The 25,481-nt window shown below is 59.7% G+C and carries 31 protein-coding genes; 22 read left to right on the forward strand and 9 right to left on the reverse strand.

Translation table 11 applies throughout. The features are described from left to right. Positions 1 to 73: 73 nt before the first annotated feature. Positions 74 to 574, reverse strand: coding sequence for a CAP domain-containing protein (locus R3175_RS08725; RefSeq protein ID WP_318943819.1), 501 nt, complete (start codon positions 572 to 574; stop codon positions 74 to 76). 464 nt (positions 575 to 1,038) lie between these two features. Between R3175_RS08725 and R3175_RS08730 the strand changes: the two genes are divergently transcribed. Both R3175_RS08730 and R3175_RS08735 read left to right on the forward strand, forming a co-directional pair. After that, positions 1,039 to 2,178, forward strand: coding sequence for an iron-containing alcohol dehydrogenase (locus R3175_RS08730; protein WP_318943821.1), 1,140 nt, complete (start codon positions 1,039 to 1,041; stop codon positions 2,176 to 2,178). After that, on the forward strand, positions 2,178 to 2,636 hold the full coding sequence (locus R3175_RS08735; protein ID WP_318943824.1) for a thioesterase family protein: 459 nt from the start codon (positions 2,178 to 2,180) through the stop codon (positions 2,634 to 2,636). The genes R3175_RS08730 and R3175_RS08735 overlap by 1 nt, the downstream gene beginning before the upstream one ends. Here the strand turns inward: R3175_RS08735 and R3175_RS08740 are convergent. Beyond that, entirely contained in the window at positions 2,598 to 2,852 is a 255-nt protein-coding gene (locus R3175_RS08740; protein WP_318943826.1) for a hypothetical protein, read from the reverse strand. The two genes, R3175_RS08735 and R3175_RS08740, sit on opposite strands and share 39 nt — an antisense overlap. A gap of 33 nt (positions 2,853 to 2,885) precedes the next feature. Further along, on the reverse strand, positions 2,886 to 3,215 hold the full coding sequence (locus tag R3175_RS08745; RefSeq protein ID WP_318943828.1) for a DUF2007 domain-containing protein: 330 nt from the start codon (positions 3,213 to 3,215) through the stop codon (positions 2,886 to 2,888). A 671-nt stretch (positions 3,216 to 3,886) separates the two neighbouring features. Here R3175_RS08745 and R3175_RS08750 point away from each other — a divergent pair. Further along, on the forward strand, positions 3,887 to 4,186 hold the full coding sequence (locus R3175_RS08750) for a hypothetical protein (RefSeq protein WP_318943830.1): 300 nt from the start codon (positions 3,887 to 3,889) through the stop codon (positions 4,184 to 4,186). A gap of 46 nt (positions 4,187 to 4,232) precedes the next feature. Here R3175_RS08750 and R3175_RS08755 read toward each other — a convergent pair whose 3' ends face one another. Beyond that, positions 4,233 to 5,870, reverse strand: a complete 1,638-nt coding sequence (locus R3175_RS08755) for an FMN-binding glutamate synthase family protein (protein ID WP_318943832.1) — start codon at positions 5,868 to 5,870, stop codon at positions 4,233 to 4,235. A gap of 144 nt (positions 5,871 to 6,014) precedes the next feature. Continuing rightward, positions 6,015 to 7,541: a hypothetical protein gene (locus R3175_RS08760; protein WP_318943834.1), complete on the reverse strand. Its 1,527-nt coding sequence runs from the start codon at positions 7,539 to 7,541 to the stop codon at positions 6,015 to 6,017. 243 nt (positions 7,542 to 7,784) lie between these two features. On the opposite strand from R3175_RS08760, the gene R3175_RS08765 reads away from it, so the two are divergent. The 3 genes from R3175_RS08765 to R3175_RS08775 all read left to right on the forward strand — a co-directional run bounded on the left by R3175_RS08765 (position 7,785) and on the right by R3175_RS08775 (position 8,861). Continuing rightward, complete coding sequence (locus R3175_RS08765; RefSeq protein WP_318943836.1) at positions 7,785 to 8,192, forward strand: VOC family protein; 408 nt, start codon at positions 7,785 to 7,787, stop codon at positions 8,190 to 8,192. 127 nt (positions 8,193 to 8,319) lie between these two features. Further along, complete coding sequence (locus R3175_RS08770; protein WP_318943839.1) at positions 8,320 to 8,631, forward strand: hypothetical protein; 312 nt, start codon at positions 8,320 to 8,322, stop codon at positions 8,629 to 8,631. Between the two features lie 32 nt (positions 8,632 to 8,663). Then, positions 8,664 to 8,861 (forward strand): hypothetical protein, encoded by a 198-nt coding sequence (locus R3175_RS08775; RefSeq protein WP_318943841.1) that lies wholly within the window; start codon positions 8,664 to 8,666, stop codon positions 8,859 to 8,861. Positions 8,862 to 8,900: 39 nt separating this feature from the next. Here R3175_RS08775 and R3175_RS08780 read toward each other — a convergent pair whose 3' ends face one another. Next, positions 8,901 to 9,599, reverse strand: a complete 699-nt coding sequence (locus R3175_RS08780) for a hypothetical protein (protein ID WP_318943843.1) — start codon at positions 9,597 to 9,599, stop codon at positions 8,901 to 8,903. Positions 9,600 to 9,790: 191 nt separating this feature from the next. Between R3175_RS08780 and R3175_RS08785 the strand changes: the two genes are divergently transcribed. From R3175_RS08785 to R3175_RS08800, 4 genes are all read left to right on the forward strand, one after another. Next, positions 9,791 to 10,798, forward strand: coding sequence for an MBL fold metallo-hydrolase (locus tag R3175_RS08785; RefSeq protein WP_318943845.1), 1,008 nt, complete (start codon positions 9,791 to 9,793; stop codon positions 10,796 to 10,798). A gap of 170 nt (positions 10,799 to 10,968) precedes the next feature. Further along, positions 10,969 to 11,262, forward strand: coding sequence for a YebG family protein (locus R3175_RS08790; protein WP_318943847.1), 294 nt, complete (start codon positions 10,969 to 10,971; stop codon positions 11,260 to 11,262). A 215-nt stretch (positions 11,263 to 11,477) separates the two neighbouring features. Then, the gene (locus tag R3175_RS08795) at positions 11,478 to 12,296 is read left to right on the forward strand and encodes a hypothetical protein (protein ID WP_318943954.1); all 819 of its coding nucleotides are present in this window, start codon (positions 11,478 to 11,480) and stop codon (positions 12,294 to 12,296) included. A gap of 31 nt (positions 12,297 to 12,327) precedes the next feature. Continuing rightward, on the forward strand, positions 12,328 to 12,507 hold the full coding sequence (locus R3175_RS08800; RefSeq protein ID WP_318943849.1) for a hypothetical protein: 180 nt from the start codon (positions 12,328 to 12,330) through the stop codon (positions 12,505 to 12,507). Positions 12,508 to 12,558: 51 nt separating this feature from the next. On the opposite strand, the gene R3175_RS08805 is transcribed toward R3175_RS08800, so the two are convergent. Then, a complete protein-coding gene (locus tag R3175_RS08805; protein ID WP_318943851.1) occupies positions 12,559 to 13,437 on the reverse strand; it encodes an alpha/beta hydrolase in 879 nt (292 codons plus the stop codon). 143 nt (positions 13,438 to 13,580) lie between these two features. On the opposite strand from R3175_RS08805, the gene R3175_RS08810 reads away from it, so the two are divergent. The 4 genes from R3175_RS08810 (at position 13,581) to R3175_RS08825 (ending at position 15,781) form a co-directional block, all read left to right on the forward strand. Beyond that, positions 13,581 to 13,883, forward strand: coding sequence for an antibiotic biosynthesis monooxygenase (locus R3175_RS08810; RefSeq protein ID WP_318943852.1), 303 nt, complete (start codon positions 13,581 to 13,583; stop codon positions 13,881 to 13,883). A 106-nt stretch (positions 13,884 to 13,989) separates the two neighbouring features. Then, positions 13,990 to 14,355: a CidA/LrgA family protein gene (locus R3175_RS08815; RefSeq protein WP_318943854.1), complete on the forward strand. Its 366-nt coding sequence runs from the start codon at positions 13,990 to 13,992 to the stop codon at positions 14,353 to 14,355. Continuing rightward, positions 14,348 to 15,082 (forward strand): LrgB family protein, encoded by a 735-nt coding sequence (locus tag R3175_RS08820; RefSeq protein ID WP_318943855.1) that lies wholly within the window; start codon positions 14,348 to 14,350, stop codon positions 15,080 to 15,082. Before R3175_RS08815 ends, R3175_RS08820 begins: the two co-directional genes overlap by 8 nt. 57 nt (positions 15,083 to 15,139) lie before the next feature. Continuing rightward, positions 15,140 to 15,781 carry a hypothetical protein gene (locus R3175_RS08825; RefSeq protein ID WP_318943857.1) on the forward strand — a complete coding sequence of 214 codons (642 nt, stop codon included), beginning with the start codon at positions 15,140 to 15,142 and terminating at the stop codon, positions 15,779 to 15,781. Here R3175_RS08825 and R3175_RS08830 read toward each other — a convergent pair. Next, the gene (locus tag R3175_RS08830; protein WP_318943955.1) at positions 15,744 to 16,109 is read right to left on the reverse strand and encodes a hypothetical protein; all 366 of its coding nucleotides are present in this window, start codon (positions 16,107 to 16,109) and stop codon (positions 15,744 to 15,746) included. The genes R3175_RS08825 and R3175_RS08830 overlap by 38 nt on opposite strands. On the opposite strand from R3175_RS08830, the gene R3175_RS08835 reads away from it, so the two are divergent. The 6 genes from R3175_RS08835 to R3175_RS08860 all read left to right on the forward strand — a co-directional run bounded on the left by R3175_RS08835 (position 16,072) and on the right by R3175_RS08860 (position 22,708). Then, positions 16,072 to 16,887, forward strand: coding sequence for a DUF6160 family protein (locus R3175_RS08835; RefSeq protein ID WP_318943859.1), 816 nt, complete (start codon positions 16,072 to 16,074; stop codon positions 16,885 to 16,887). The two genes, R3175_RS08830 and R3175_RS08835, sit on opposite strands and share 38 nt — an antisense overlap. 152 nt (positions 16,888 to 17,039) lie before the next feature. Further along, positions 17,040 to 17,882, forward strand: coding sequence for a hypothetical protein (locus R3175_RS08840; protein WP_318943861.1), 843 nt, complete (start codon positions 17,040 to 17,042; stop codon positions 17,880 to 17,882). Positions 17,883 to 17,979: 97 nt separating this feature from the next. Continuing rightward, positions 17,980 to 19,341: an MBL fold metallo-hydrolase gene (locus R3175_RS08845; RefSeq protein ID WP_318943863.1), complete on the forward strand. Its 1,362-nt coding sequence runs from the start codon at positions 17,980 to 17,982 to the stop codon at positions 19,339 to 19,341. Between the two features lie 325 nt (positions 19,342 to 19,666). After that, a complete protein-coding gene (locus R3175_RS08850; RefSeq protein ID WP_318943865.1) occupies positions 19,667 to 20,389 on the forward strand; it encodes a hypothetical protein in 723 nt (240 codons plus the stop codon). 385 nt (positions 20,390 to 20,774) lie between these two features. Further along, positions 20,775 to 21,332 carry an isochorismatase family protein gene (locus R3175_RS08855; protein WP_318943866.1) on the forward strand — a complete coding sequence of 186 codons (558 nt, stop codon included), beginning with the start codon at positions 20,775 to 20,777 and terminating at the stop codon, positions 21,330 to 21,332. Then, the gene (locus R3175_RS08860) at positions 21,329 to 22,708 is read left to right on the forward strand and encodes a nicotinate phosphoribosyltransferase (RefSeq protein WP_318943867.1); all 1,380 of its coding nucleotides are present in this window, start codon (positions 21,329 to 21,331) and stop codon (positions 22,706 to 22,708) included. The genes R3175_RS08855 and R3175_RS08860 overlap by 4 nt, the downstream gene beginning before the upstream one ends. Here R3175_RS08860 and R3175_RS08865 read toward each other — a convergent pair. Beyond that, positions 22,697 to 23,137, reverse strand: coding sequence for a BLUF domain-containing protein (locus tag R3175_RS08865; protein ID WP_318943869.1), 441 nt, complete (start codon positions 23,135 to 23,137; stop codon positions 22,697 to 22,699). The genes R3175_RS08860 and R3175_RS08865 overlap by 12 nt on opposite strands. A 232-nt stretch (positions 23,138 to 23,369) precedes the next feature. On the opposite strand from R3175_RS08865, the gene R3175_RS08870 reads away from it, so the two are divergent. Further along, positions 23,370 to 23,882: a DUF2244 domain-containing protein gene (locus R3175_RS08870; RefSeq protein ID WP_318943871.1), complete on the forward strand. Its 513-nt coding sequence runs from the start codon at positions 23,370 to 23,372 to the stop codon at positions 23,880 to 23,882. A gap of 197 nt (positions 23,883 to 24,079) precedes the next feature. Then, entirely contained in the window at positions 24,080 to 25,354 is a 1,275-nt protein-coding gene (locus tag R3175_RS08875) for a diguanylate cyclase (protein WP_318943872.1), read from the forward strand. The last annotated feature ends 127 nt before the right edge of the window (positions 25,355 to 25,481 follow it).

Genomic DNA, 25,481 nt, shown 5'->3' on the forward strand with positions numbered 1-25,481 from the left:
CTGAAGGCCGGCGGCCTCTGCATCAGGAAGACACAGAGGCCGCTTTTGAGGTGCCAGTGTGGGTCATGGGCCGTTATCGCGGTGTGGCGAACACCTGGGTCCAGTAGTTGTCGTAATCGGCGCTGGAGGTGTCCACCCGGCTCACGGCCACTACGTCGAAACGGGGATCCATGATGTTTTCGCAGTGACCCGGGCTGTCCAGCCAGCCTTCCATCACCTCACCCACGCTGTCAAAACCGGCAGCAATGTTTTCGCCGACCACGCTCCACTCATAACCGGTATCATCCACCCGATGGGAGACCCGCCGACCGTCGGAGCCGGTGTGGCTGAAGAAGTTGTTGGTGGCCATGTCAATGCTATGGGAGCGGGCCGCCGGCAGGATCGCGCAGCTGTATGTCAGCGCAGGTGCCGGACCGAAAGACTCATCACCACAACTGCGCCCGGCTGCGCGTACCTTGTTCAGCTCGGCCAGCATCTGCTTTTCATAAGCCGTCAGCGTGCAGCCAGGCTCATTGCTGGCAGTGGACGCCTGATGGCTGGAGGAGGCCGGGGCTTCCTCGGTACTATCGGACACTGCGGACTTACTGGGCGAGTCGCTGCCGCCGCCCCCGCCTCCACAAGCGGTCAGTAGTGCAGTTACCGAAATCAGGAGAAAGCTCTTGAAGTGCATCTGGACCTCCAAACGTTGTTGACCAAAACTTGGCGCCAGTTTGCACAGATGTACGTCAAAAAATTGTGATGGATCTCCCAGCTTACATCTCACTACAATCCGCTACAGACTGAGAGCCAAAAGCCGTGCCCGGATACTTTCTTCAGCATCCCAGCCACTCAACGGCCAACTTTAAAAATCCCTTAATATCAATGCATTAAGCAATAAGATCCAACAAGCCTGGCGATCCAGGGGTAACGTTTGGTAAAACAGAAAAAACCCACACAGGCGGCCTTTTGTTGCGACCTGTTACCGGAAATTCAAACGCTGTAAAAGCCAGAGCGACGGACCACCAAAACAACAAAACCCCGACGAAACAGGAGGTCAGCATGACCGCATTTCAGTTTTCCACCACCCGGAGCCTACTCTGCGAACCTGGGGCCAGCCGCCAAATCGGTGAGCGGGCCCTCGCCCTGGGCATGGCCCGTCCCTTGCTGGTAACCGATGCAGGCGTCCTGGCCGCCGGCATCCTTGAAGCTGCGCTGGAAAGCCTGCGTTCTGCCGGACAGACCGTTGCGGTATACAGTGATGTGGTCGCTGACCCACCGGATCACATTATTGGGGATGCTCTCAGCGCGGCTCGGACCCACCAGTGCGACGGCGTGATTGGCCTTGGTGGTGGCAGTGCCATGGATACCGCCAAACTGGTGGCCCTGTTAATCCGTAGCCCGCAATCACTATCCAATGCCTACGGAGTCGGCAATGCCAAAGGGGATCGGCTACCGTTGATCCAGGTCCCGACCACCGCCGGCACCGGCTCCGAGGTCACGCCCATTGCCATTGTCACCACCGGGGAAACCACCAAGGCCGGTGTGGTTGCGCCCCAGCTGCTGCCGGATCTGGCGGTTTTGGACGCGGAACTGACCGTGGGGCTGCCACCGGCAGTGACCGCCGCGACGGGTATCGACGCCATGGTGCACGCCATTGAGGCCTACACCAGTCGCCACCGCAAGAACCCCTATTCGGACATGCTGGCCCGGGAAGCCCTGCGGCTGCTGTCCGGTGCTATCGAGACGGCGGTGAAGCAGGGCCAGAACATCGCCGCCCGTAACGACATGCTGCTCGGCGCGATGCTCGCTGGTCAGGCCTTTGCCAACGCTCCGGTGGCCGCCGTCCATGCCCTGGCCTACCCCCTGGGCGGCATCTATCACCTGCCCCACGGTCTCAGCAATGCACTGGTACTGCCCCACGTCATGCGATTCAACCAGCCGGAGGCGGACCATCTCTACCGGGAGCTGGCCCCCCTTGTGCTGCCCGACCAAAGCACTTCCACCGACGACCTGATCGAATTCCTGGCCGACCAGACCGCCGAACTCGGCCTGCCAGACCGGTTGCGGGATGCGGACATTCCCCGGGACGCCATCAGCCGGCTGGCCCAGGATGCCATGCAGCAACAGCGCCTGCTGGTCAACAATCCCCGGGAAGTCACCGAAGCGGACGCCCGCGCCATCTATGAGGCCGCCTGGTAATGAGCGACAGCCGAACGACGCCGGAATCACGGGACGAGTACCACTGGTTTACCCCCATCACTACCCGCTGGCACGACAACGACCTCTATGGTCACGTCAACAATGTCACTTACTACGCCTTCTTTGATACGGTGGCCAACCGTTATCTGATCGAGCGGGGCGGCCTGGACATTCATCAGGGCCCGTGCATCGGCTTGGTGGTAAATTCCGGGTGCAGCTATTTTGCGCCGCTCGCCTTTCCGGAGGAACTGGAGGGTGGTCTGCGGGTGAACCGCCTGGGGCGCAGCTCGGTGGAATACGGGCTCGCCATCTTCCGCAAGGGCGAAACGGTGGCGGTTGCCCAGGGGCATTTTGTGCACGTCTTCGTGGACCGGAACACCCGGCACTCCATGGCTATCCCGGAAAACCTCAGAGGCATGCTACAGGACATCTGCAAAGGCGCTGGCTCGGCTGACTAAAAAAGACCCGATGGAAGGAGCCACATGGACCAGGCTGTGGCCCGAAAAATCCAGTGGCTGACAGAACTGGAACGACAACCGTTCATCGGTCGCCAGTATCTGGGTATTGTTGAGACTGGTGATCGCCTGCGCGATTGTCAGGAAGGCATCGAGATTGTTGAGCGAGGAATCACCATCGCCGATGCCATTAAACAGGGACTCGCGGTCAATGCCCAAGCGCCCTCATGCTCGATGGCAAGTCCATCAGGACTACCAGAGCCATCCCGCCAACAGCCAAGCCACCACAACCATCAGCAAAACGGCGAGAAACCCGCGAGCATAGCGGTCCACTGCGTGATTCAAGGGCCCCTTGCCCACGGCGTCGTCGGGCTGGTTTTGCTCATAGTCGGTCACTATCGCTCGTGCCCGCGGGTAATCCTCATCCTCGACATGCACGTTGGTGAAGCCGGCTGCACCGATCTCCCCCAACGCGCCCTGGAGGAAGTGGCCGCCCACGTGCGACTCGATGCCCTGGGCGCGCAACAGACCGGCAACGATATGCGCTTCAGCAAGGTCTTTGGCTCGGTAGGCAATCAGCACTGTGGGCTCCCGCAATAATGACCGGCGACACTGCCAGTCTAGAGTATCGAGCTCTGCACAAGCGCCAGGTATTTATCAGAAATACTGTAGCTGGCGTTAGTTTCGAGGTTGGCCAGGGAATCGAGCAATCCCCCCACCTCAAAGTCTAGGTGGTTCGACGCCAGGCAGAACGCGAGCACCAGGAGGGTGAGTGAAACGGCATTGAGAATCAGAAGCGTGTTAGTTCGATACACCATGGGCTTTCCCGTTGCGACAGTGGTTGATGGTTCTTCCCGTTTTTCTGTTCGCAGCTCAATCGCGTTGAGGTGCTGCCCTGCCCTCTCCTGGACAAGCGGCTCTAATACCGGTGAATGACCGGACTCGAGTTAAAGCCTATCGAATCGCTCCCGGGCAAAATGTGCACTTCCTTCCAAAAAGAACGAGCACGTGTTTCGATTTGTAATTCCCGAAATCGTTCATATATTGACCCCCCCCACATTATCCCTTGTCGTAACAAGCAAAATTCATAATCGCACCACAGTTCCAATTACCCGTCTTTTGTAAACTTTTTTAGCCCTCACCGTCCGAACTCACGGGCTATTCGCTGTCTAATGTTTACGAATTCAGGAACGAAACTGTTTCTACCGTGGATTCGTAACCATGAAAGGGCAAACGCAAACGGAGGTTCAACCATGGTCATTCAGCGTATTCTGCTCTTTGTATCAGCCACTGCATTCGCTCTTGTCTCGGCCCTTGCCGTTGCCGAGGGCCAGGCAGACCGACGCAATGAAGTGCCCGTTACCCAACAGGCCGATCCAATCGAGCAGATCCACGAGACTTATGGCGCAACTGCAGCCGGCCCGTCTTCCATGGATGAGGATATGCGGGGAGAAAGGACCGCCCTGGAACAATCCTGGGGCATCGATTTTCCGGATCATGTGGAAACCGCCCACGAACGTAAGCGGTATCTGTTCGAAACCGGAGAATTCTGATTGATGAAGCACGGTCCCCAGCCCGCAACGGCTGGGGACCGTCTACTTAATGCAGTTTGGATTCCCGCAACTTGAGAATCAGGTCCGGTGGATTGAAGGTACTGCCATCCGCAATAGGCCAGTACTTGTCGAATACCGGATGGTCCGTTGGCCCATGCAGCAGTGCTCCGGGCTCCAGGAAGTGGTACATGTCGAGATAGGTCTGGACTTCGCTGCGGGATACCCGGCGAATGATGTGCTCCGGCCCCAATTCAGCGGTATTGCTAAGACCCGCCGCCCCCAGCAGGTTCGCCAGGGCGGTCACCGTATTGCGGTGAAAGTGGTACACCCGTTGGCTCTTGTCAGCCACGTCCAGCTTCCCCCCGCGGCGGGGATCCTGGGTGGCTACCCCACTCGGGCACCGGCCGGTATGGCAATTCAACGACTGAATACAGCCCAGGGCGAACATGTAACCCCGTGCGGCATTACACCAGTCTGCGCCCAGCGCCAGGGTGCGAGCGATATTGAAGGCCGAGGTGATCTTTCCCGCTGCGCCAATGGCGATCTGTTCTCGCAGGTTGGTACCCACCAGGGTGTTGTGCACCAGAATCAGGGCTTCGGTCAGCGGCATGCCCAAGCGGTTGATGAATTCCAGTGGCGCCGCTCCGGTTCCTCCCTCGCCACCGTCGACCACGATAAAGTCCGGGTGGCGACCGGTATCGAGCATTGCCTTGACGATGGCGAACCATTCCCAGGGATGACCGATGGCCAGTTTGAAACCCACTGGTTTGCCGCCGGACAGGTCACGCAGACGATCGATAAACTCAAGCAGCTCCACTGGCGTGGAGAAGGCCGAGTGGCTGGGGGGCGAGACCACGTCCTCTCCCGCCGGCACGCCCCTGGCCTCGGCAATCTCTTCAGTCACCTTCGCCCCGGGCAGGATGCCGCCGTGCCCCGGCTTGGCGCCCTGGGACAGTTTCACCTCGATCATCTTTACCTGTTCCAGGGTCGCGTTCTCCGCGAAGCGTTCTTCACTGAAGGTACCCTCGGGATTGCGACAACCGAAATACCCTGAACCAATCTCCCACACCAGGTCTCCACCAGGTTCACGGTGGTAACGGGAAATCGAGCCCTCTCCGGTGTCATGATAGAAACCGCCCATCCGTGCCCCGGCGTTGAGCGCCAGGATCGCGTTGGCCGACAAGGACCCGAAGCTCATGGCGGAGATGTTGAAGACACTGGCCCGGTAGGGCTGCTTGCAATTGGCCCCAATCAGCACCCGGAAATCCCGGTCTTTTATTTCCACTGGCGTCAGCGAATGGCTCATCCATTCAAAGCCTTCCTGATACATCTCCAACTGGGACCCAAAGGGACGCTTGTCGAGGGTGTTCTTCGCCCGCTGGTAGACAATGGACCGCTGTTCGCGGGAAAACGGGCGCTCCTCGGTATCGGACTGGATGAAGTACTGTCGGATTTCCGGTCCGAAGGACTCCAAAAAATAGCGGATGTTGGCAAGGATGGGGTAGAGACGGCTGACCGTTCGCCTGCGCTGCAGGACATCGTGGGTGCCCAGAGCCGTCAAGGCGGCAAAGATGACCACCACCCAGTAGCCCGCACCAAAATAAATAGCCAACGGCAAGGAAACCAGCAGTCCAACAATACTGAGCACGTAGGCCAGGTAACGTGACGGGATCAACTTGACCATGAATTTCCCTTGAAAGCGACAATGAACGCCACAGGGTAACGGAGGACGACCGCCACGTCAGCACCGACCATCGGGTCAATCGCGTTGGGCTCACAGCCCCGGGAGGGAGGCCCCGAAACCACGTCCCGGGGCGCAATTCAGGATCTATGGCACCCGGCTGATTCGCTCAAACTGGTCCAGGTCCCGCGAGAAAGCCTCATGGGCGTCATACACCAGTTTTCGGAGTTCCTCCGAGACGTCGGCATCGGGAATGATGCGGTTGTTGATGATCCGCATACCGATCCGTACCAGGAAGTTATCCAGCCCCTCGAAGGCGCCGTCAGCGGTCAGGCGCGTCGCCCCGCCGCCGGGGGCATCCCGGAACTCGATCGTTCCGGTAATGCCCTTGCCCTCATTGCCCTGGCAAGCCACCGTCAGGAAATCCACGATCAGCTCATCGATGCGCTGGGGGATGAATACATCAATCAGGTCCGGCGGCACCATGCCCAGCGCCCGCCCACCGACGCGAACACCGGGCACGGTCTGGATTCGTGATTCGAAGCGGGCACCGGTGGCCGTCGGTGTATAATCGATGTTGGCGGTCATGCCCTGCACACTGGCAATGATCCCGAGGATATTCATCTGACTGTTGACCCGAACCGTCAACCGCTTCGGCTGCATCGGATCAAAAGGCTCGGGGTCGGCCACCGGCCTGCCGTGCCGGGTGGGCAATACCTGCCCATTGTCCACGGCCATTGACAGATGGCCGCGCAGGGTACGGGTATCGAACTCCATGGCCATGAGCTGACCATGGTCGTCGTACACCCGCAACTGGAGCTTCAACAGGTTGTCCAACTGAGCCAGATATCGGGCCAGGGCCGGATAACCGTGGCGCAAGCGCTCAGGATCCAATACGAACACCGCCGCAACCTTCCGATAGTCTTCCCGGCCATCCCCGGAGACCAGCAACCCTTCCACCTGGCCCAGGCCGGCCATCAGGTTCCACATATCCGGATAGGCAGCCCACAATGGCGCCAGCACATCGACCTCCTGCGGGCTGAGTTGGGGGTTCATGGATCGGACCATTGAGCGGTAGCGCTCGGCGGACTGGGAGCGGTTGCCGGTAAAGTTGGGATCATCCTCCGCCATCAGGCGCAGGGCTTCCCGAGTGGCCTCCACCATGGACGGCCAGGTAATCTCTCCAAGCCCCAGATCAATGTTGCCGTTCAGCAGGTAATGGGTATCACTGGAGGTATCGATCTCCCTGGCCCGGATCCTGGCCTCGAAATCCCCCAGCCCAGGGCTGGAAGCAACGCGGCCGGCTACCAATGGCTCCGGCCCAATGCGGTAAACGCCATTTTCCGCAGCGCCATAAACCCTCAATTGCCGCCAATTCGCCTTCTCCTCAGGCAACAGCCGGTAAAAACCGTCCAGATCGAAGCTTTCCAGGGAAGCCCAAAGCTCGTTCACGAAGGCCTGAGTCTGCTGGTGGTATTCCGTGTGATCCATCATCAACCGCTGCAGCGAGACATAATCCCGCAGTCGCGTCACCGCCAAGTCGGTATCGCCCTGCCCCGCCAGTTCTACCGGCGGTCGCCAGGCCCGTTCGATGACGTCGGGGGAAATCGCGTAGCAAAGCGTTGGGAAAAACAGACTCGCGGCCAGCAGCCACGCACAACGGATCTTGTTCATGGGGATTCCGGAGGTTGTCATTGTTGTCTTTGTTTTATTGGATACGGACGAATCCGATCCGTTCCGGAGCAGTATAGGGACTGTACTCGGAGTATCCGTTGGCAGGCAGCCAAAGATCTCTGGCACTGCGGCCAATACAGCCATTGCCGGGGCCAGGTGTCGAACGGGCGACCTCCGGTTCGACCAATGAGTGACGACGCCCTTCGGCGTTCCCGCTCACTCAACTGTTTGGAGAGTCTTGCCATGCCACAAGCAATCTACGTCAACCTGCCAGTCACTGACCTGGTCCGTTCCATGACCTTCTTCCAGGCCCTGGGCTTCTCGTTCAACCCCAAGTTCACCAACGATCAGGCAGCAGGTCTGGAAATTGCCGACACCATCTTCGCCATGCTGCACACCCCGGATAGCTTCCGGAGATTCACCCACAAACAGATCGCCGACAGTCGGAATACCACCGAGGTACTCATAGCACTGCAACTGGAGAGTAAAGACCGGGTGAATACCCTGATGGACCAGGCCCTGGCCGCGGGAGCCAGGGAATACCGGGAGCCAGAGGATCACGGTTTCATGTTCGGACGAACCTTTGAGGACCTCGATGGCCATATTTGGGAACTGTTTTGGCTCGACATTGACCAAATGCCTTCCGGATGACCCCTTATGACATAAAAACAATGGAACGCTCGTCGCCCCTTATTCGTGTGAAAAGTGACGAGCGTGTAATGCGTGTCGCACATAATAAATCTCAATAAAAACAGCGAATGTACAGGGGAAGCACAACATGACGAGCCAAGTAGCGTTCTCAGGCGATCTTTACGAAGTGGACAAGCGGTTGCTGGTCGAAGGTGATCGATGGTATGCCCGCACTCGCGAGACTCCCAAATTGGGTCCATACGGCAATCGGGATGAAGCCGTAGCAGGCCTGTATGAGCATGTCGCGAGGTTTGGCCACCGGCCACGCCCCAGCTTCGTGGACTCCGCCCATACCGCCACCATTCACCGTATCGACGGCTGCGACACACCGAACTGCGCCCTGTGTGACGAACTCAGCCTGCTCCAGAACTATTCCATGCCCAGGGCGCAAAACCAGTGACACAAGCGGTTTCGGTAGCAGTTCCCATTCAGATGAGACGGCGATGGCGGGTGATTCTGTCGGCGATCATTTTTCTGGCCGGTCTATGGGCCTATCTGACGGTCGTCGAAATCAGGAATCCCGAGCACACCCCCGCGTTTCAACCGGGCTCCCCCTCGGCCATCTTCTGGCCCGCCAAGGTCAAGGCGGAAACCGAAACCTCATCGGGGGCCATCAAGAAGACCCCCTAGTACCGCGACTCCGCAGCCATGGGAAGGCAGCGGAGGCGATTACTCCCGCCGGGTATGAATCAGGCTTTCCAGGTGATACGACAGCTCCACCAGCTGTTCGTGCTTGAGGTCCCGCAACAGCTTGTCAATCAGCTTGCGAATGCCCTTTTCCGCCGTATTGATGCCCATATCGGCCGTTTTTTTACTCACCCGCCCCATACTGACCTTACTCACCGGCTGGTGGTAATAGTTGACGATGCTCAGATCGACAATCTCACACAACGCGTCGATCACACCATCAATATACCTGGAGGTATCCCGCTCCGAACGTACCTGATCGATCAGCGCCAACGCCCGCTGGTGCAGCTCGGCATGCACACTGAACACCAGGTGCGGCTCGGAGCGCTCCGGGTGCACCCAGAGCATCTGCTCCAGATAAGCGCTGAGTTCCTTCAACTCGTCTTCGTTTCGCTTGTTGAAGAACTGTTTCACCACCATCTGGATGGCCCCCATGATCGCCTTGATCCCCGTATCCGCGGTTCTTTTCAATCCCGGCGTCAGGGGCACGATCTCGGTCGGACGATGGTAGTAACTCTGCAGTCCGTGCTGGGTCAGGCTGACCACGACCTGGGCCGCTTCCTGGCTCAGGGCTTTGGTGCCCTGGCCATTGTCACTCTGAATTCGCTGTGCGGTCTCCTGGGCACTGGTGTGCAAATCCTCATCAATGGGAAATCCCCAGAGCGCCTTGTCTGTCGTCATTGTTCTTGCCCTCGCTGTTGGATAGGTGGAAAAAACGCTGAAATGACTATGACAAAAGTATTTCGCGCAATAAGTGGCCAAACATTGGCCGCGCCTGGGGTGCTATGGTCAATGAAGCCAATAGTAAATAGACTGCCACTAACGCCCTGCCTCGCGCAGGACTGCTCCCTGCTCAGGACCATTCGCCGACCATGACCATTGACCGCCAGCGCCTGGCCGAACTGGCCGCGGAGAACCATTACCACAAAGGTCGTTATCACAACCGGGAGCGGACACCGGCCCATGGCCTGGGTGATTTTCTCCGTTGGCAGCTGGCTCCGGGTCGCCGGTTTCCGAAGGGACGGCAGTATCACCTGATACGTCCCGATGCCCACTTGCTGGCACAGCCGCCGGACGACGCCCAACTGACCTGGCTGGGCCATTCCTCATTCCTGTTCCAGTACCGGGGCCTCAATGTGCTGACGGACCCGGTGCTGTCTGAGCGAGCCAGTCCGTTTCAGTTCGTGGGGCCCAGACGGTATACCCCCGCTGCCCTGAAGGTTCCGGACCTGCCCCGGATCGACCGGGTCCTGATCTCCCACAATCACTACGATCACCTGGATGAGAGAACCGTTCGACAGCTGCACCGCCGGTTTGGAGACGAGCTGCAGTTCTGTGTCCCGCAAGGTCTGAGACGATGGTTTGAACGTCGAGGCATTCACAACCTGGTGGAATTGGGCTGGTGGCAATCGAAACAGCTGACCGACCACTGCGAAGCCTTCTGCCTTCCTGCCCAGCACTTCAGCGGGCGCACCGCCCTGGACGGCAATACCACCCTGTGGTGCAGTTGGCTGCTGCAAGTCGACGGTTATCGGTTCTACTTTGCCGGTGATACCGGCTACGGCGAGCTGTTCCGCCAGATTGGCGAACTCTTTGCTCCCATTCACCTGGCGCTGCTCCCCATTGGCGCCTATGACCCCCGATGGTTCATGGCGCCGGTGCACGTTGCCCCAGAGGAGGCGGTTCATATCCACCGGGACCTAGGCACCCGGCAATCCGTGGCGATGCACTGGGGGACCTTCGTACTCACCGACGAACCGATGGATGAGCCACCTCGCCGATTACGCCAGGCGCTGGCGGAACAGGGGGTGGGCGAAAACTGCTTCCGGGTGATGCACCACGGCGAAACCCTGGTGTTCCCCGCCAATTACGACAACTGAGGCGATTCCCGGCAACCACGACAAAGCCCCCGCCATGCCGCCGGTCAAGGTCGTTAAGGCCACACAGCCTCAAACACTGTTTTTATATACAGCTTTTTGAGTTACACTGCGCCACGAATCGAACCGCCGTTGCCGGCTGAGTGTTCCGGCAATCCAATGGAGACGCATCAATGGCTGTAAAAGCACTGTATTACTCGGAGAGGGATGGACTCGACATGGCGCTGAAACACCCGGAAACCATGCTGTTTTCATCCAAGGCCGAGGCCGATGCCCGGGACAAGATCCTGGAGCTGGCCGAAGAAATCACCCAGTTCCTGCAGAACCGGGTTCCCGGCATGACCGAGGAACTGGCCGAGAAGGCCGCCCTCGCCATTGCCGAAGAAAAAGACCTGTTTGCCAAGGCGCTGAAGAAGCCGTCCGTGCTCAACCAGAGCCTCGAACCGGGCGACCAAGCCGGTCAATGACCACATCCGTCCCGGGTCCGTCCGTGATGCGGGCCCGGGGTGAACCGGGGCATACACACGGAGCCGGATGGGCTGGGAGCATAAGGGCCCATACCGGTATAAGGCGCCGGTCCGGCCAAGGCCGATGGGGCTCGTCCTGGCTGCAATAAAAAACTTGCCAAGGCCGCACCACTGGTTAAAATGCGACCACCTAAACCACCGTGCCACTGACCGCCATGCACTTGATTTCCTTCAATGTTTTCAGAACCCTGAGTTTTCCCGACACCCACTACGTCAAACCGGAGCATTTCCTTCGCCACAAGGAGGAGCTGCGCCGGGCGGATTGGGTGCTGTTTCCGGAGTACTGGCAACTCAATGCCCTGGTGCATGGCCTGAACTGCCGAGTCTTCCCCAGCGTTGCCAGCTACCGGATTGGCCATGACAAGGTGGAAATGACCCGCGCCTTCCAGACAGTGGCCCCGACGCACACCCCCTGGACCCTGATCGAGTCCAACGGGCCCCGGGAACGGGAGATGATCTGGGATACCATGCCGCTGCCCTTTGTCGCCAAGCGACCCAAGGCCAGCATGGGCGAAGGGGTTTGGCTGATCCAGAGTCGTTCAGACTGGCAACGGTACTGCCAGGCAGCAGACGTGTTGTACGTTCAGGAGTACTTGCCTATTGATCGGGATATCCGGGTGGTCGTGGTTGGAGAACAGGTGGTCACCGCCTACTGGCGCCATCAGGCCGACCAGGGGTTCTATAATAATGTCGCCAGGGGCGGTCACATTGACACCTCACCGGTGCCCGAGGCCGCCGAGCAGCTGGCCCTGCAGCTGGCGCAGGATCTGGATGTGAACCACGCAGGCTTTGACATTGCCATGGTTGGCGGGCACCCGTATGTGCTGGAGTTCAATCGCCTCTTTGGCAACCAGGGGCTCGGCAAGGGGAACGAGCTACAGCAAGCCATCCTCGGCTATCTGACAGCACACTGCGCCCCCGAAGATCCGGACGGTCCGGCAGATCCTCAGCCACCCTGGCCCGTAGCGGTGTAGAATGGGGCAACCTTGTTAAGGAGGTTTCACCATGGCGACCATTCTCCCGTTCAAAAAACCGGACCGAAAGGCTCCGCGCAAGGGCCTGTGCCAGCACGACTTCCACAAATGGGAGGTGTGCAAGGAAAAGCAGTTCGACGTCAAGCAGGGCAAGCTGGTCACCGTCTACCGCTGCCAACGGTGCGGCAAGCAGAAAGTGAAGACCCACTAACGCCGCGTTAATAGACCTGCCATTAGGCCCCCCTGCCCTGCTACGACATCTTCAATCTTTCAGGACCTGTTGTAAAAATTCGGCTGAAAGCGACAGGGCATCCGCCAGGTGGTCCTCCGCCAACAGATAGTGGGGGGCATTCGGCAGGACCTCGACGGTCGCCATCACGCCCCCCTTTCTCAATGCGGCAGCCATCGTCAGGGCTTGCTCGCTCGCCAAATAGGTATCATCTTCGCCGTGGATGAGTAGGAACGGTGGGGCACATGCCGAAACGTGAGTCAGCGGAGAGGCATGACGATAAAGATCCGGCAGTTCGTCGGCCGTTCCGCCAAGAAACGCCTCGGCATGCTCAATAAATTCTGAGCTGGCACTGCCGTCAAGCAGGTTCATGCCTCCAGCCCAACTCACTACCGCCTTTACCGGAGCCTGCTGATCAGCAGCGTCGCCAGCGCAGCCGGCAATCGCCCCGCCGCCGGTCACCCCCAGCATGGCCGCCAGGTAAGCCCCTGCCGAAAACCCGGCCGCACCAATACGCTGCGGATCAACACGGTAATCGCGGGCGTGTTCCCGCAACCAGCGGATGGCCGCCTGCACATCGTTGAGCTGGCCAGGGTAGCGGGTCTCGGGTGCCAATCGGTAGCTGACCGAAGCAGTCACAAAGCCATGGCGGGCCAGTTCCTCGATCACCTGCCGATTGACCCCCGCACGGTCACCACCGACCCAGCCACCACCATGAATGAAGACAATAGCGGGATTGGCGTCTAGCCCATTGTCAGGCACCCGTAAATCCAGCCGCAGTACCTGATCGCCTACTCGACGGAACTCGAGATCATCATGGGCGATGAACGGAATCCCCGGGTCACTGCAACCCGCAAGGTTCCATGCCACCAGGAAAATAAACAGCGCTTTCAGTCGGTTGTGTCGTTTCATCCTTTGATCGCCCCTTGCCAACCCGATACATTACCGGCAGCGCAAAACTTCGCACCTCAGTATAGCCAGCATACGAACCTTTGCTGACCTTGTACCGGCCATGGGATAGACTACTGTCCGAGTGCTGCTGGGAGGAAAGCCTAATGTATATAGCCATGAACCGATTCCGCATTGTCCCGGGCAAAGAGGCCGAGTTCATCGAGATCTGGAAGAACCGGGAGACCTATCTGGATAATGTCCCAGGCTTCAAGAGTTTTCACTTGCTGCAAGGCCCCAGTTACGACGACCACACCCTGTTTGCCTCCCACAGCGTCTGGGAGTCTGAAGAGGCCTTCGTGAACTGGACCCAATCAGAAGCCTTCCGCATGGCCCACGCCAATGCCCGGACGGCCAGGGAGATATACCTCGGCCCGCCCCAGTTTGAGGGATTCAGCGCCGTACTCTGACGCCGAGTTAGCGCCGCTGCGGATTGCCCTGGGGGCACTGGCATCATCTTCGCAGACCCAGCATACTGCGCCCCGCAACGTTCACAGCAAGAATCAAGGCAGTACCATGCCCGTATTGAGAGGCTTTCTGACGCTCCTGCTGTTCCTGGTGATGGGGGAGAGTCTGCGATTCGTATTTGGCTGGCCGGTCAGTGGCGGCGTTATCGGCATGCTGCTGTTGACCGGCTGGCTCATGCTCAGCGGCGGGGCCGGCGAGGCCCTTGCCGGGGCCAGCCAGCAATTGATCTCCATTCTCATTCTGCTGATCATGCCCGGCGTGGTGGGCGTGTTCTTTTTGGGCGGCCGCTTCGACGGCCAGTGGACCGCCGTGGTGGTGGCCTTGGTCACCGGCACCTTTCTCAGTGTCTTGACCACCCTGTTGCTGCTTCGGGGCCTGGTGTCCAAACGGTCGTCAGAGAACAGTCATGACTGAGCTCAGCCTCCAGCTGTCCAAGACCCAATCCCACTTACTGGGAACACCGGCGCTGGCCATTCTGCTCACGCTGATTGCCTACTTTGTGGCGGTTGCCATCTTCCGCAAACTTCGTCAGCCGGTCTGGTGCCCACCGGTCTTGCTCGCCGGTTTGCTGCTCGCCGCCGCGTTATCACTGTGCTCCATCAGCTATCCGCAGTACCAGGCAGGCGCCGCCTGGCTGACCTTTCTGCTGGCACCCGCCACGGTCGCCCTGGGGGTGCCCCTGCACCAACAGATTCACCATATCCGGGCGCTCTGGAAACCCATCCTGGTCACCGTTCCGCTGGCCGCCACCATGGCGGTGATCTATGCGCTGGGGATCGCCTGGGCGCTTGGGGCATCAGGGGAAGTGCTGGCCTCACTGGCCCCGAAATCCGTGACCGCGCCCATCGCCATCGGCATCAACCAGCAGATTGGTGGATCGGTGTCCCTGATGATGGGCGGCCTGCTGGTCACCGGTGTGGTAGCCTCACTGTTCGTGGACTGGCTGGTGTCGTGGCTGGGAATTAGCGACGACCGGCTGATCGGTTTGACGCTGGGCATCAACGGCCACGCCATCGGAACCGTTCGGGCCTTCGAGATCAGTGCACAGGCCGGGGCGTTCTCTTCTCTGGGAATGGGCCTGACCGGCATATTCACGGCCCTGGTGCTACCGTTTGCCCTGGCGTTACTCGATATCCTCTAGCTGGCAAACTGTTTTCCCCGTGACTGTTTTCCCTCAATAACAATAAGGAGATCCTCTATGAAAAGCCTTCGGTTACTCTTGGTGATGGCGTTGCTGGCCGCTCCCGGCCTGGCAACCGCCAACTCCGACGAAGATCAGGTTCGCACCACGGTGTTTCGCTCCCTGAGCGAGTCCGACCGCGAGGTGGTGCTGGGCAATCTCCAACACCTGCTGGAATCGTCCATTGACGAAGCCCTCGGACAGATTCGGGACCGGGGCGGAATCCGCCCCTTCGCCTACATCGGCGATTACGAAGGCAGCGGTCGGTTCATTCGTCTCTCCGCCGAACAACAGGTGCCGCCGGATGTGGCCGCCCACGCCATCCAGCAAACGGTGGTTCAGGGGGCGCTGGATGGCGCGCTGATCGCCAGCCTGCTGTACATCACCACCGAGGGCACAGGCCCCCTGACCGATGAACTGCTGGCAAAATTTGAGGCGGAGCTGGCTGCCGAAGGCAGGGACGTCAAGAATGTCCGCTACCTGCTGATCGAAATGCAGCATCTGGCGGGCCTGGGCGTCCTGCATGTGGTGCCCTACTGGCAGGAAGAGGGGCAATGGCAGGTAGGCAACGCCATCCAGCAGGTCATCGAGCCCAGGTTGCATGATTTGATTGAAACGACGCTCAAAAGCGGAACTGGATCACAAAACCCAGGTAAATAATTGTGAAACCGGTCACCACCCTATCCCCAACTGTCGCAAGACACGCTATGTTGTGAGCTGTCTGGGTCAGACTCTCCGCTGGGGATTGGCGGGGACCAAGAAAGCAGACAAACAAAAAAATAACCAACAAAAATAACGAACGACCTAAAAAGTTCTCGAGGCGCTGATCAACGCCGGCAAGGGATGGCCAACCAAGAAAACATCCTGAATTCTGCCCGAGGACAATAATAATGCCTTCAATTAAAAAACTTGCGTGCGCTGTGATGACAGCCACCACAGCCTTACCTGTTATGGCGCAGGGTCTGGTTCCAATGGACGACACCGCCATGGGAAATGTTACCGGCCAGGCCGGTATTACCGTGGAAGTGGATGCCAACATCAACATTGACCGTGTAGCTTACTCCCAGAACGACGGTGGCGTTGGTATGGGGGCCCTGCTGGTGGACAACATCCGCCTGTCTGGCTGGCAATCCGGCACCGACGGATCCGGCAACCCGATCTACGACAACCTGGAACTCCAGATTGACGTCGACATTGAGGCTGACGGGGACGCCGTCATCAAGCTCGCCAACCGTGGCACCACGGATCCCTTCCAGGTGGGCATCGGTGTCGACAGCATCGGCCTGGGCACCACCATGACCGACGCCCCGACCACCACCCTGATTTCCAACCTGGAAATTCAGGCCCTGGTGGGTGAGACCACCATTACCGCCACCAACTCCAACCCCTTCGTCGGCGGCGGAGACACCGGCTCCCTGGTGGTATCATCGTCGTTCGCCGTGGACAATCTGGAAGCAGACCTGGACATCATTGGCCTCAAGCTGCGTGATGTTCGGATAGCGGCCGGCGGCAACCTCGACACCCTGATGAGTGGCGGCACCATCACCAGCGCGATGATGGCCTCCAACACCATCACCATCGGTTCGGGCAGCCGCCTGAGTGACCCAGGCGGTGTTCAGCCCAACGCCATGCGGCTGTCCATCGGCGACTCCAACCTCGACGTATGGATGGGCGACGTCCAGGTCGGTGGTGGCAGCATAGGCTCGGTGGCCGTGCAGGGCCTGACCATGGCCGGCAGCGAAATTGCCGTCTACGGACGCCCCTGATCGTCCCCACAATGCTGCGTGAAAGGCGGGGGCATTCGCTCCCCGCCTTTGTTGACCATCCGGATTGCCTCAACCCCCAAAAATCCTGCGCCGCTTGCGCTTTTCCGCGCCGTATTCCAGCCTAGTAGCAGTGACCTCATACGAGGCTTGCCATGGCTGCCTCCCCCTTTCACATTGCCATCTTGTTGATCGTCCTGGCCGGCGCCCCCGAAGCCTTTGCCGAGTGGCAGGTCAGTGCCAGCGCGGTCAATCGCGACGCCGAGAGCGGCTACCGGGAAACCCGGCTGACCCTGAAACGCCTGTCTGGGAACCACCGGACCGGCCATTGGCTGGCTAGCCACAACTATCGGATCTTCCAGTTGCCGGAGGTGGACGGACGCGCACCGGCGACCAATGGTCATGTGCATACCCTCGCCATGGGCTGGCAACGCGGCTTCGGCCCGTGGCAGCTGGAGCTCGCACCGGTGCTGGCGGTTTCCTCTAACGTGCTGCGCAACCTCGATACCCTGACCGCGAGAGACTGGCGGATCCATGGAGCAGTGGTGCGAACCTACGAATACGGCGACCGGGGAATGGGATACCTGGGCATTCGTGCAGACAGCCGCCTGGGCGATTACCTACCCTACCCCACCATCCAATGGCAACGGGCACCCGGCGAACACCTGCAACTGGCCCTGGGAGTGCCGGATTCGGTCGCGGAGTGGCACTGGCACACTCGCAGCCTGGTGCGCCTGCGCCTGGGCCCCGACGGCGGAAACTGGCGGGTCAGGGACCAGGAGCTCGAACACGCCGGCCGGCTTGAACAACGGCGCTGGCACACCAGCCTTACCCTGGAATGGCAAGTCCTCAAGCAGCTCCGGGTCAGCCTGGGCGGCAGCTATTACTTTCAGGAACGGTGGCGCTACCGGCTCAGCGACGGCCGCACCGTACGCCAGGATCCGGCGGATCACGGCGCACTGTGGCTGGGCCTGACCGTCAGACCCCAGCAAGACTAGGGCGCCAGCAGCACAAGCCAAGCTGTCTCAGATCAAGGCGCAACTGGCTGAATTGATCCATAGTACAAATAACCCGCCAGATCAGGAGAAGCAGACTATGGATCTCAGGTTTCTTGGAGGCGCCGGCACGGTGACCGGCTCCCGCTACCTGTTGTCGGACAGCCGACATCGGCTGTTGGTCGACTGTGGCCTCTATCAGGGCGTCAAGACCTTGCGGCGGCGTAACTGGTCGCCCTCCCCGGTTTCTCCGGAGTCCATCAATGCAGTAGTGCTGACCCACGCGCACATAGACCACTCCGGCTACCTGCCTGCCCTGGTCAAACAGGGCTTCAAGGGACGGATCTATTGCACCCGGGGGACCCACGAGTTATGCAAGGTATTACTGCCCGACGCCGGCTACTTGCAGGAAGAAGATGCCAAGTACGCTTGGCGCAAGGGTTTCTCCCGCCACGCCCACCCTGAACCGCTTTTCACGGAAAAGGACGCCTGGGAGGCTCTCAAGCATTTCGAACCGGCGCATTTCCACGAGGACATCGAACCGGTGCGGGGCGTCTCCGTGAAGTTTACCCCGGCTGGCCACATCCTTGGCTCGGCCTGTGTTCACGTCCGGCACCAAGAAAGCGACCGCACGGTGGTGTTCAGTGGCGATGTCGGTCGACAGCGGGATCTGATCATGCGACCTCCCGAGCCCATTGATCGGGCGGACATTCTGGTATGCGAGTCCACCTACGGTGATCGCCTGCATCAGCAGGTCGATCCGGAACGGGCACTCGAGGAGATTGTCACTCGTACATCCAGCCGCGGCGGCATTGTGCTGATCCCCGCCTTCGCCGTCGGTCGGGCCCAGATGCTGCTGTACCTGATCCATAAACTGATGAGCAAGGGCCGGATACCGCGCTTGCCGGTGTACCTGAACAGCCCCATGGCCATCAAGGCCACCGAAATTTTCTGCCGTCATGACAAGGAGCACCGATTAAGCAGGAGCGAATGCAGCCTGATTGACGAGAACACGGAGTTTGTTCGCACCGTGGAGGATTCCATCGAGCTGAACAGCAAACGCTTCCCCTGCATTATTGTGTCCGCCAGCGGCATGGCCTCCGGCGGACGGGTCCTTCACCACCTCAAGACACTGCTCCCCAACGCCCGCAACAGCATCGTCTTCGCGGGTTTCCAGGCCCCGGGCACCCGGGGCGATGCCCTGGTCAACGGTGCCGAGTCGGTGAAGATCCATGGCGAGTACTGGCCGGTCAAGGCTGAGATCCACAACCTGGACATGCTGTCGGCCCATGGCGATTACGAGGAAATCCTGGCTTGGCTCAGCCAGGGCCAACTGGCGCCGGAACGGGTGTACGTGACCCATGGGGAGCCGCTGGCCAGTGACATGATGCGCAGGCACCTACAGGAGCAATTCGGGTGGGATGCGGAGGTGCCGGAGCTGTTTGCCCAGGTCACTCTCTGACCAAAGACGTTATAACTGACCTAATGGTGGTCCATGAATTCACTGAAGTTGAGCCAGTCCCCCATCACGGGAGCAGAAGCGCGAAAGCTAAGCATCATTAAGTTGGAGCGGTGTTAAACCATTACATATACTCTTTCATGCACACGATGAAAGAAAAATAGAGGGGCGCTACCAAACCAGCAATCCATTAACACCGGCCTGAGGTTCATCAAGACTCATTATGCTCGTCCACTCGACGCACCAAGCCGCATTAGTCGCCATGCAACGGCCCCGATCCGCAGCTTTCGCGCTACCCCTCCAGCTAATGGCCTTGTGGTTGCTAACCTTGCCTGCCTGGGCCACAGACCTTCGGGCCAGTGTTGCCTATATTCCCACCTTGGCCGAACCCCCCTCCCAGGGCCCGTTCATTGAACTGGTCAAAGCCATGGACGAGGTTTACAGCGAGGGCAGCATATCCATTGGCGTATATCCGTTCGCCCGCTCCATCCAGAACGTTACCAGCGATGTCGCGGATTTTCACCTGCCTATGCTCCGGAGTCCTCACTACTCGGATGAGGGGCGGCCCTTTCGCCTGATGAACAAACCGATGGGGCAGGTTTGCCTGGTGCTGTACTCCCATGTAGACGACCGGCTGACCCCGCAACAACTATACCGGCACAAGCATGCCCAGCCTTACCCCTACCGCCTATCAATCATGCGAGGCAGCGCTCAGTTTATCGACCTGCCGGTGGAAGAGGTCAACCGGATAGAACAAGGCCTCCGGCAGACATCCCTGAAACGGGTTCACGGGTTTCTTGGTGCCCAGGAAGAGGCTGACCAGGTGTTGCGGGAGCTTCAGCTAAAGAGCATTCATCGCAGCCTGTTCGAATGCTATGACGACGTCATTATTCTGCCCAAGGGTGAGCGCGGTCGCCGGACTGAAGCCATTCTACAGCAGGCACTTGAGACGCTGGAAGCCCAAGGGCGGCTCCGACAGCTGCATCGCAAGGTCCATCAGCCCTATCAGGACTGGCAGATATACGACCCCCCCTTCGGTTCGGCCAACTGACCCATCGATTTCATAGGGGGCGGAGTTGGCGTAATCTTTGACTACTGTGCCTATAAACAGCGTCCGGGTACCGGCCACTCCCCCGAACATGATCCACGCACTCAGCGATGCCGGCATTCCCACCGGCATCATTGGACCTGTTACTCCCTTTACTAAAGACCACGACCTGGTGGCCATGCTGGCCGCGGCAGCCTCTGTCGGATCTCGGCGCGCCGCCCACAACACCGATCCAACCTTTCAGCCAATCTCCGGTCACAGAGACAGGGACTTGTTAAACGCCCGATTTGCGCCCAGAGTTTACTTAAGGAGATGTCCTGGTGCCGCTTGTTTTCATCGGCGACCGATATGGGTCTGCCCGCTTTATGCTTGAGAACAGGAGGACAACATGGCCACAGCGACAACCGAAGCATTGCTGTTAGTGGATATTCAGAATGATTTCTGTGAAGGCGGCTCGCTGGCAGTGCCCGGCAGTGACCGTATTTTCCCCACGGTGAACGCCGAAATTGCCCGGGCCCGCCAGAACGGCGAGCTGATCATCGCCTCGCGGGACTGGCACCCGGTTGACCACTGCAGTTTCCAGGATCAGGGCGGCCCCTGGCCGGTGCACTGCGTTCAAGACACCCCGGGAGCAGCCTTTCACGCCTCCATGCCGCTACCGGACGACGCCGTCCGGGTCAGCAAGGGCACAGCGTTCGATGAGGACAATTATTCCGCCTTTGACGGTACCGGCCTGGCGGGCTTCCTGGAGCGACGCGGTATCACCCAACTGCGGGTGCTGGGGCTTGCCCTGGACGTCTGCGTTGCAGCAACGGTACGGGACGCTCTCAAGCACGGTTTCGCCGTCGTCTTGCCCCGCGAAGGAACCCGCGCAGTGAAAGAGGAGGACTCCGAAGCAGTGTTCAGCGAACTGGCTGCACTCGGAGCCAAGGTCATTCCAGCATGAGTACCGACAACGGCCACGATCTGCTGCCAACAGCCGAGTGGCCATTGATGGTGGATCTGTACGAACTGGCCATGGCGCAAGCGTACTGGGCGGCGCAGCATGATCAGGTTGCCGTGTTCAGCCTGTTCTACCGGAAGCAGCCCCCACATCGAAATTACATGCTGGCCTGCGGCCAACAGAGCGTATGCAGGGTGATCCGTGACCTGCACTTCACCCCGGCCCAGATCGAACGACTGCGGCAGCTGGAGATGTTCAAACCGGACTTCCTCGCCTGGCTGGCGGAATTCCGCTTCAGCGGCGACGTTCGCTGCCTGCCGGAAGGCACTCCCGTCTTTGCCCAGGAGCCCTTCCTCGAGGTAGAGGCGCCGGTGATCGAGGCGCAATTGCTGGAAAGCCTGGTCATGAACTATGTCCACCTGGAAACCCTGCTCGCCTCCAAGGCGGCCCGCATCGTGCAGGCGGCCGGCGAACGCCCGGTGATCGATTTCGGCATGCGTCGCATGCATGGCCTGGACGCGGCCTACCGCGGTGTCCGGGCCTACAAGATAGCCGGACTGGCAGGCACCAGCCATATCCTGGCGGGGCAGGATTTCGGTCTGCCGGTGCGTGGCACCATGGCTCATAGTTTCATTCAGTCCCATGACGACGAGCTGGCGGCGTTCCAGACCTACGTCCGACTATACCCCGGCACCACATTGCTGGTGGACACTTACAACACCCGCGAAGCGGTGGACCGGATTATCCAGTGGCTGTCCACCGACCCGGAGGCCCACATCAGCGGCATTCGACTGGATTCCGGCGATATGGCCGAGCAGGCCCGCTATTGCAGGCAGCGACTGGATGACGCCGGATTCGAGCATATCCGCATCCTTGCCAGTGGCGGTCTTGACGAATACGCCATTCACGCCATGAATGAATCCGGTGCTCCCATAGACGGCTTTGGCGTCGGCACCGCCCTGGGCGCCGCCAGCGATTCCCCAACCCTGGACCTGGCCTACAAACTGACCGAATACGATGGCCAGCCGAGAATGAAGAACTCGCCGGGCAAGCAATCGTTCCCGGGCGCCAAGCAGGTGTTTCGACAACAGGATGGCAGCGGCCAGTACGCCGGGGATACCATCGCCGGGCGCGAGGAAGCCTGTGACGGTACCCCACTGCTTATCCCGACACTCCGAGCGGGCAAGCTGGTCCCCGGCGCCATCGCCAGTCTGGACGACAGCCGGCGTTACTGTCACGAAGCACTACACCGACTGCCCGAGGCGTTATTGAGCCTGAAGGACGGCGGTGATTATCCGGTCACCATCAGTGACCACCTTCAGGAACTCCAGCAGGCCACCCTGATGAGCCTGACCGGATCGTCACACTCAGATCCGTGAGGCCTGACGGAACGCCTGCAGGATGGTCTGCACCTCCGGCGACAGCTCGTCGACTTGCGCGTTCGCAATGTCCGGATTTTCCGCTATCCGGCTGAACCCGTCCGGGTCCAATGGCAACTGGGCCGGGGCCCATCGTTGGAACCCCATGCGCCATTCGGGAAAATCCCGCTGGCCACAGCGTCCGGCATACAGGCGCGTCACCGACTCGTGGCGGGGATCGGATGCGATAACACAGAAAAGGGACTCCACCTCGGCTTCGTCGCCTTCCAGCAACTGCAGTATGTTGCCATCGCAGTACAGCATCAGGCCGGTTACTTCCCGGACTGCATTATTCTGCCGGAAGTGCTGGAGCATCTTCAGCAGCGTGGGCTCATCGAGCAGTACCGATGCCGTGCTGATGTAGATCAGTTGATAGACAGAGTCTCCCATGTCAGCCTCCATGTCGCTGTCCATGTCTCATTCAAGATCAGGTAGCAGGTACAAACAAGGCAAGCACTGACACAACACCACGAATCGGACAAGGCGTTCCGGCCTGTAGCATTTCGAACCGGGACGTCCTATCGTAGGAAACACGCCGAACATTTTTTAACCAACCGGATTCCCGCTCATTCCTGGACTCCGAGAACGCAGAGGGCAATCGGCCCCGTTCGGGAAGGCCGCCATGGTGCAACAACTACCGGGACGCCAGGAAACACGCCTGTTACTGGCGCCGAACCATTCCCTCAGTTGGCGTGGCAACGTCCGCACCTGGTGCGCTCTGGCCCTGCTCTCGCTGATTGTCGCCACCGGCATGGCCTTGATAGGGGCCTGGGTGGTTCTGCCCCTCGCGGGATTGGAATTGTTGGCGCTGGCCGCAGCCATCTATGCCACCGCCCATGCCTGTCAGCGACAGGAAGTGCTGACCATTTCCGGCGACGACCTCCGCCTGGAAAAGGGCCACCGCGATAAACAGGCGGAATGGTCCCTGCCCCGACTGTACACCCGACTGGTGTTGAGCCCTGGAAGCCACCCCGAATCGCCGCCCAAGCTTTATCTGGAGCACCGAGACACCACCCTGGCCCTAGGCGACTTTCTCAACCGTGCCGATACCGAGACGCTGATCGCCATCCTGGAACGGCAGGGAATCCGTACCGAGCGACGGGCTCCTCAGCCCACGTTCTGGTTTTGGTATTAAATAGAGCCTCCCCTAAGACCCATGTTGCCTTTGGCCCGGCTCCGCTTTGGATGCGCGCTTTTTGGCCAATCCTGTCGAGTGGTACAAATGTTTAGAATTTGGTGATAATGTCAATTCACCCTCACACGGACAGGACAGACTCACCGAATTGATGGGTAAAAGCCATCGGAGGCTGGACGGCCAGGGCAATCAACATTATGGAACAGCGTATTCTTCCTCCGTTGCCGGAGGCGGTCATCGACCAGACTCTGGCCAGCGATCTGCAGGAAAGGCTCAACAGCGGGGCCCTGTTTCTTAGCTTACCGCCATCCCTGAAAACGGCCTACGGCCATTTCCGGCACCGCGACCTGCGCCGCTACATCACCCTGGGCTCCCCTCTGCTCATGCTGCTGGTCATCGGCATCGTGGGCCTGAACACCCTGTTTTGCTGGCACGAACTCCAACAGGATGGCTTGCTGCTGTGGATTATCGGCTCTGCCTTCGTCACCCTGTGCGTTGCCGGGGGTATTTTGGCGGTATTGCCCCAGCGGGCCCTGCCCTACTTTTCGCTGATTGTATCGATGCCCTCCACCCTGGTCCTGGCCAAGCTGGCCACCTTCCCCAGTGTGTTCGCCAACCCGGCACTCGGTGTGACGGAAAGCTATTTCTGCTCTCTGGCAGTGATTGTGGTGGTGTTGGCCCTGCGACTGTCGTTCCGGGCTATCGTGTCTACCTTGCTGGCCGCCAGCCTGTTAACAATCGCATCGGACTTGCTGATCGATGCCTACACCCTGAACTGGAGCAACCTGCTGTACTACTACGTGTTCGTGGCGGCTGTTTCCCTGTTCATAGCCTGGCAGCTGGATGAGCGGGAAAAAACCGAGTTCCTGCAGGCGGTGCTGATCGACCACAACCTCCAGGTCAACGAAGAACTCCGGCAAAAACTCAGTGACCAGGCCAATAACGATGCCCTCACGGGCATTGCCAATCGCCGGGCCTTCGACCGGGCCCTGAATGTCGAGTGGGAGCGGCTGCAGCGGGAACAGACCCCATTGTCACTGTTGTTTGTCGATATCGACCACTTCAAACTGTACAACGATGCCTATGGTCACGGAGCCGGCGATGACAGTTTGGTCCTGATTGCCACGCAGCTGAGGAACTGCCTGCGCAGGCCTGCAGACCTGGCGGCCAGGCTCGGTGGCGAAGAGTTTGTCGTCCTCCTGCCTGGCACAGAGCCAAGTGGCGCCGGGGATGTCGCCCAACGGATCCTGACCAGCGTCGATAACCTGCGCATCCGCCACGAATCGTCCCCCATTTGCGACTGGGTCACCGTGAGCATCGGGGTGGCCACCATGATCCCAAGCCCCCACAGCACTCCCCAGCAACTGCTGAAGGCGGCAGACGACGCCCTATACCAGGCCAAATCCGCCGGGCGGCAGCGTATCTGCCAACCCGAAATCCCGTCGTTCCAGACTAACCCGCTGCAGTTATAAGCACCGAACACCAGGAAGAAGACTAAGGAGCCTCTGATTAACGCCTGAATCGGCTCTGTGACGTCTGACGGCGGCAGACCCAGCGGTTCGCAGCCAATGGCCGAAGAGCCCTGGGCAAAGACCGCAA

Origin of the sequence: Marinobacter sp., from assembly GCF_033722735.1 — a bacterium.
In the GTDB taxonomy this organism is placed as follows: Bacteria; Pseudomonadota; Gammaproteobacteria; order Pseudomonadales; family Oleiphilaceae; genus Marinobacter.

Coding starts and splice junctions, on each gene's coding strand:
- R3175_RS08765 (WP_318943836.1), top strand. CDS start 7,785: ATGCCACAAGCAATCTACGTCAACCTGCCAGTCACTGACCTGGTCCGT.
- R3175_RS08805 (WP_318943851.1), bottom strand. CDS start 13,437: ATGAAACGACACAACCGACTGAAAGCGCTGTTTATTTTCCTGGTGGCA.
- R3175_RS08770 (WP_318943839.1), top strand. CDS start 8,320: ATGACGAGCCAAGTAGCGTTCTCAGGCGATCTTTACGAAGTGGACAAG.
- R3175_RS08840 (WP_318943861.1), top strand. CDS start 17,040: ATGGCTGCCTCCCCCTTTCACATTGCCATCTTGTTGATCGTCCTGGCC.
- R3175_RS08810 (WP_318943852.1), top strand. CDS start 13,581: ATGTATATAGCCATGAACCGATTCCGCATTGTCCCGGGCAAAGAGGCC.
- R3175_RS08800 (WP_318943849.1), top strand. CDS start 12,328: ATGGCGACCATTCTCCCGTTCAAAAAACCGGACCGAAAGGCTCCGCGC.
- R3175_RS08845 (WP_318943863.1), top strand. CDS start 17,980: ATGGATCTCAGGTTTCTTGGAGGCGCCGGCACGGTGACCGGCTCCCGC.
- R3175_RS08795 (WP_318943954.1), top strand. CDS start 11,478: ATGCACTTGATTTCCTTCAATGTTTTCAGAACCCTGAGTTTTCCCGAC.
- R3175_RS08780 (WP_318943843.1), bottom strand. CDS start 9,599: ATGACGACAGACAAGGCGCTCTGGGGATTTCCCATTGATGAGGATTTG.
- R3175_RS08785 (WP_318943845.1), top strand. CDS start 9,791: ATGACCATTGACCGCCAGCGCCTGGCCGAACTGGCCGCGGAGAACCAT.
- R3175_RS08735 (WP_318943824.1), top strand. CDS start 2,178: ATGAGCGACAGCCGAACGACGCCGGAATCACGGGACGAGTACCACTGG.
- R3175_RS08775 (WP_318943841.1), top strand. CDS start 8,664: ATGAGACGGCGATGGCGGGTGATTCTGTCGGCGATCATTTTTCTGGCC.
- R3175_RS08855 (WP_318943866.1), top strand. CDS start 20,775: ATGGCCACAGCGACAACCGAAGCATTGCTGTTAGTGGATATTCAGAAT.
- R3175_RS08815 (WP_318943854.1), top strand. CDS start 13,990: ATGCCCGTATTGAGAGGCTTTCTGACGCTCCTGCTGTTCCTGGTGATG.
- R3175_RS08835 (WP_318943859.1), top strand. CDS start 16,072: ATGGCGCAGGGTCTGGTTCCAATGGACGACACCGCCATGGGAAATGTT.
- R3175_RS08790 (WP_318943847.1), top strand. CDS start 10,969: ATGGCTGTAAAAGCACTGTATTACTCGGAGAGGGATGGACTCGACATG.
- R3175_RS08750 (WP_318943830.1), top strand. CDS start 3,887: ATGGTCATTCAGCGTATTCTGCTCTTTGTATCAGCCACTGCATTCGCT.
- R3175_RS08730 (WP_318943821.1), top strand. CDS start 1,039: ATGACCGCATTTCAGTTTTCCACCACCCGGAGCCTACTCTGCGAACCT.
- R3175_RS08755 (WP_318943832.1), bottom strand. CDS start 5,870: ATGGTCAAGTTGATCCCGTCACGTTACCTGGCCTACGTGCTCAGTATT.
- R3175_RS08865 (WP_318943869.1), bottom strand. CDS start 23,137: ATGGGAGACTCTGTCTATCAACTGATCTACATCAGCACGGCATCGGTA.
- R3175_RS08825 (WP_318943857.1), top strand. CDS start 15,140: ATGAAAAGCCTTCGGTTACTCTTGGTGATGGCGTTGCTGGCCGCTCCC.
- R3175_RS08820 (WP_318943855.1), top strand. CDS start 14,348: ATGACTGAGCTCAGCCTCCAGCTGTCCAAGACCCAATCCCACTTACTG.
- R3175_RS08875 (WP_318943872.1), top strand. CDS start 24,080: ATGGAACAGCGTATTCTTCCTCCGTTGCCGGAGGCGGTCATCGACCAG.
- R3175_RS08760 (WP_318943834.1), bottom strand. CDS start 7,541: ATGAACAAGATCCGTTGTGCGTGGCTGCTGGCCGCGAGTCTGTTTTTC.
- R3175_RS08830 (WP_318943955.1), bottom strand. CDS start 16,109: ATGGCGGTGTCGTCCATTGGAACCAGACCCTGCGCCATAACAGGTAAG.
- R3175_RS08860 (WP_318943867.1), top strand. CDS start 21,329: ATGAGTACCGACAACGGCCACGATCTGCTGCCAACAGCCGAGTGGCCA.
- R3175_RS08870 (WP_318943871.1), top strand. CDS start 23,370: ATGGTGCAACAACTACCGGGACGCCAGGAAACACGCCTGTTACTGGCG.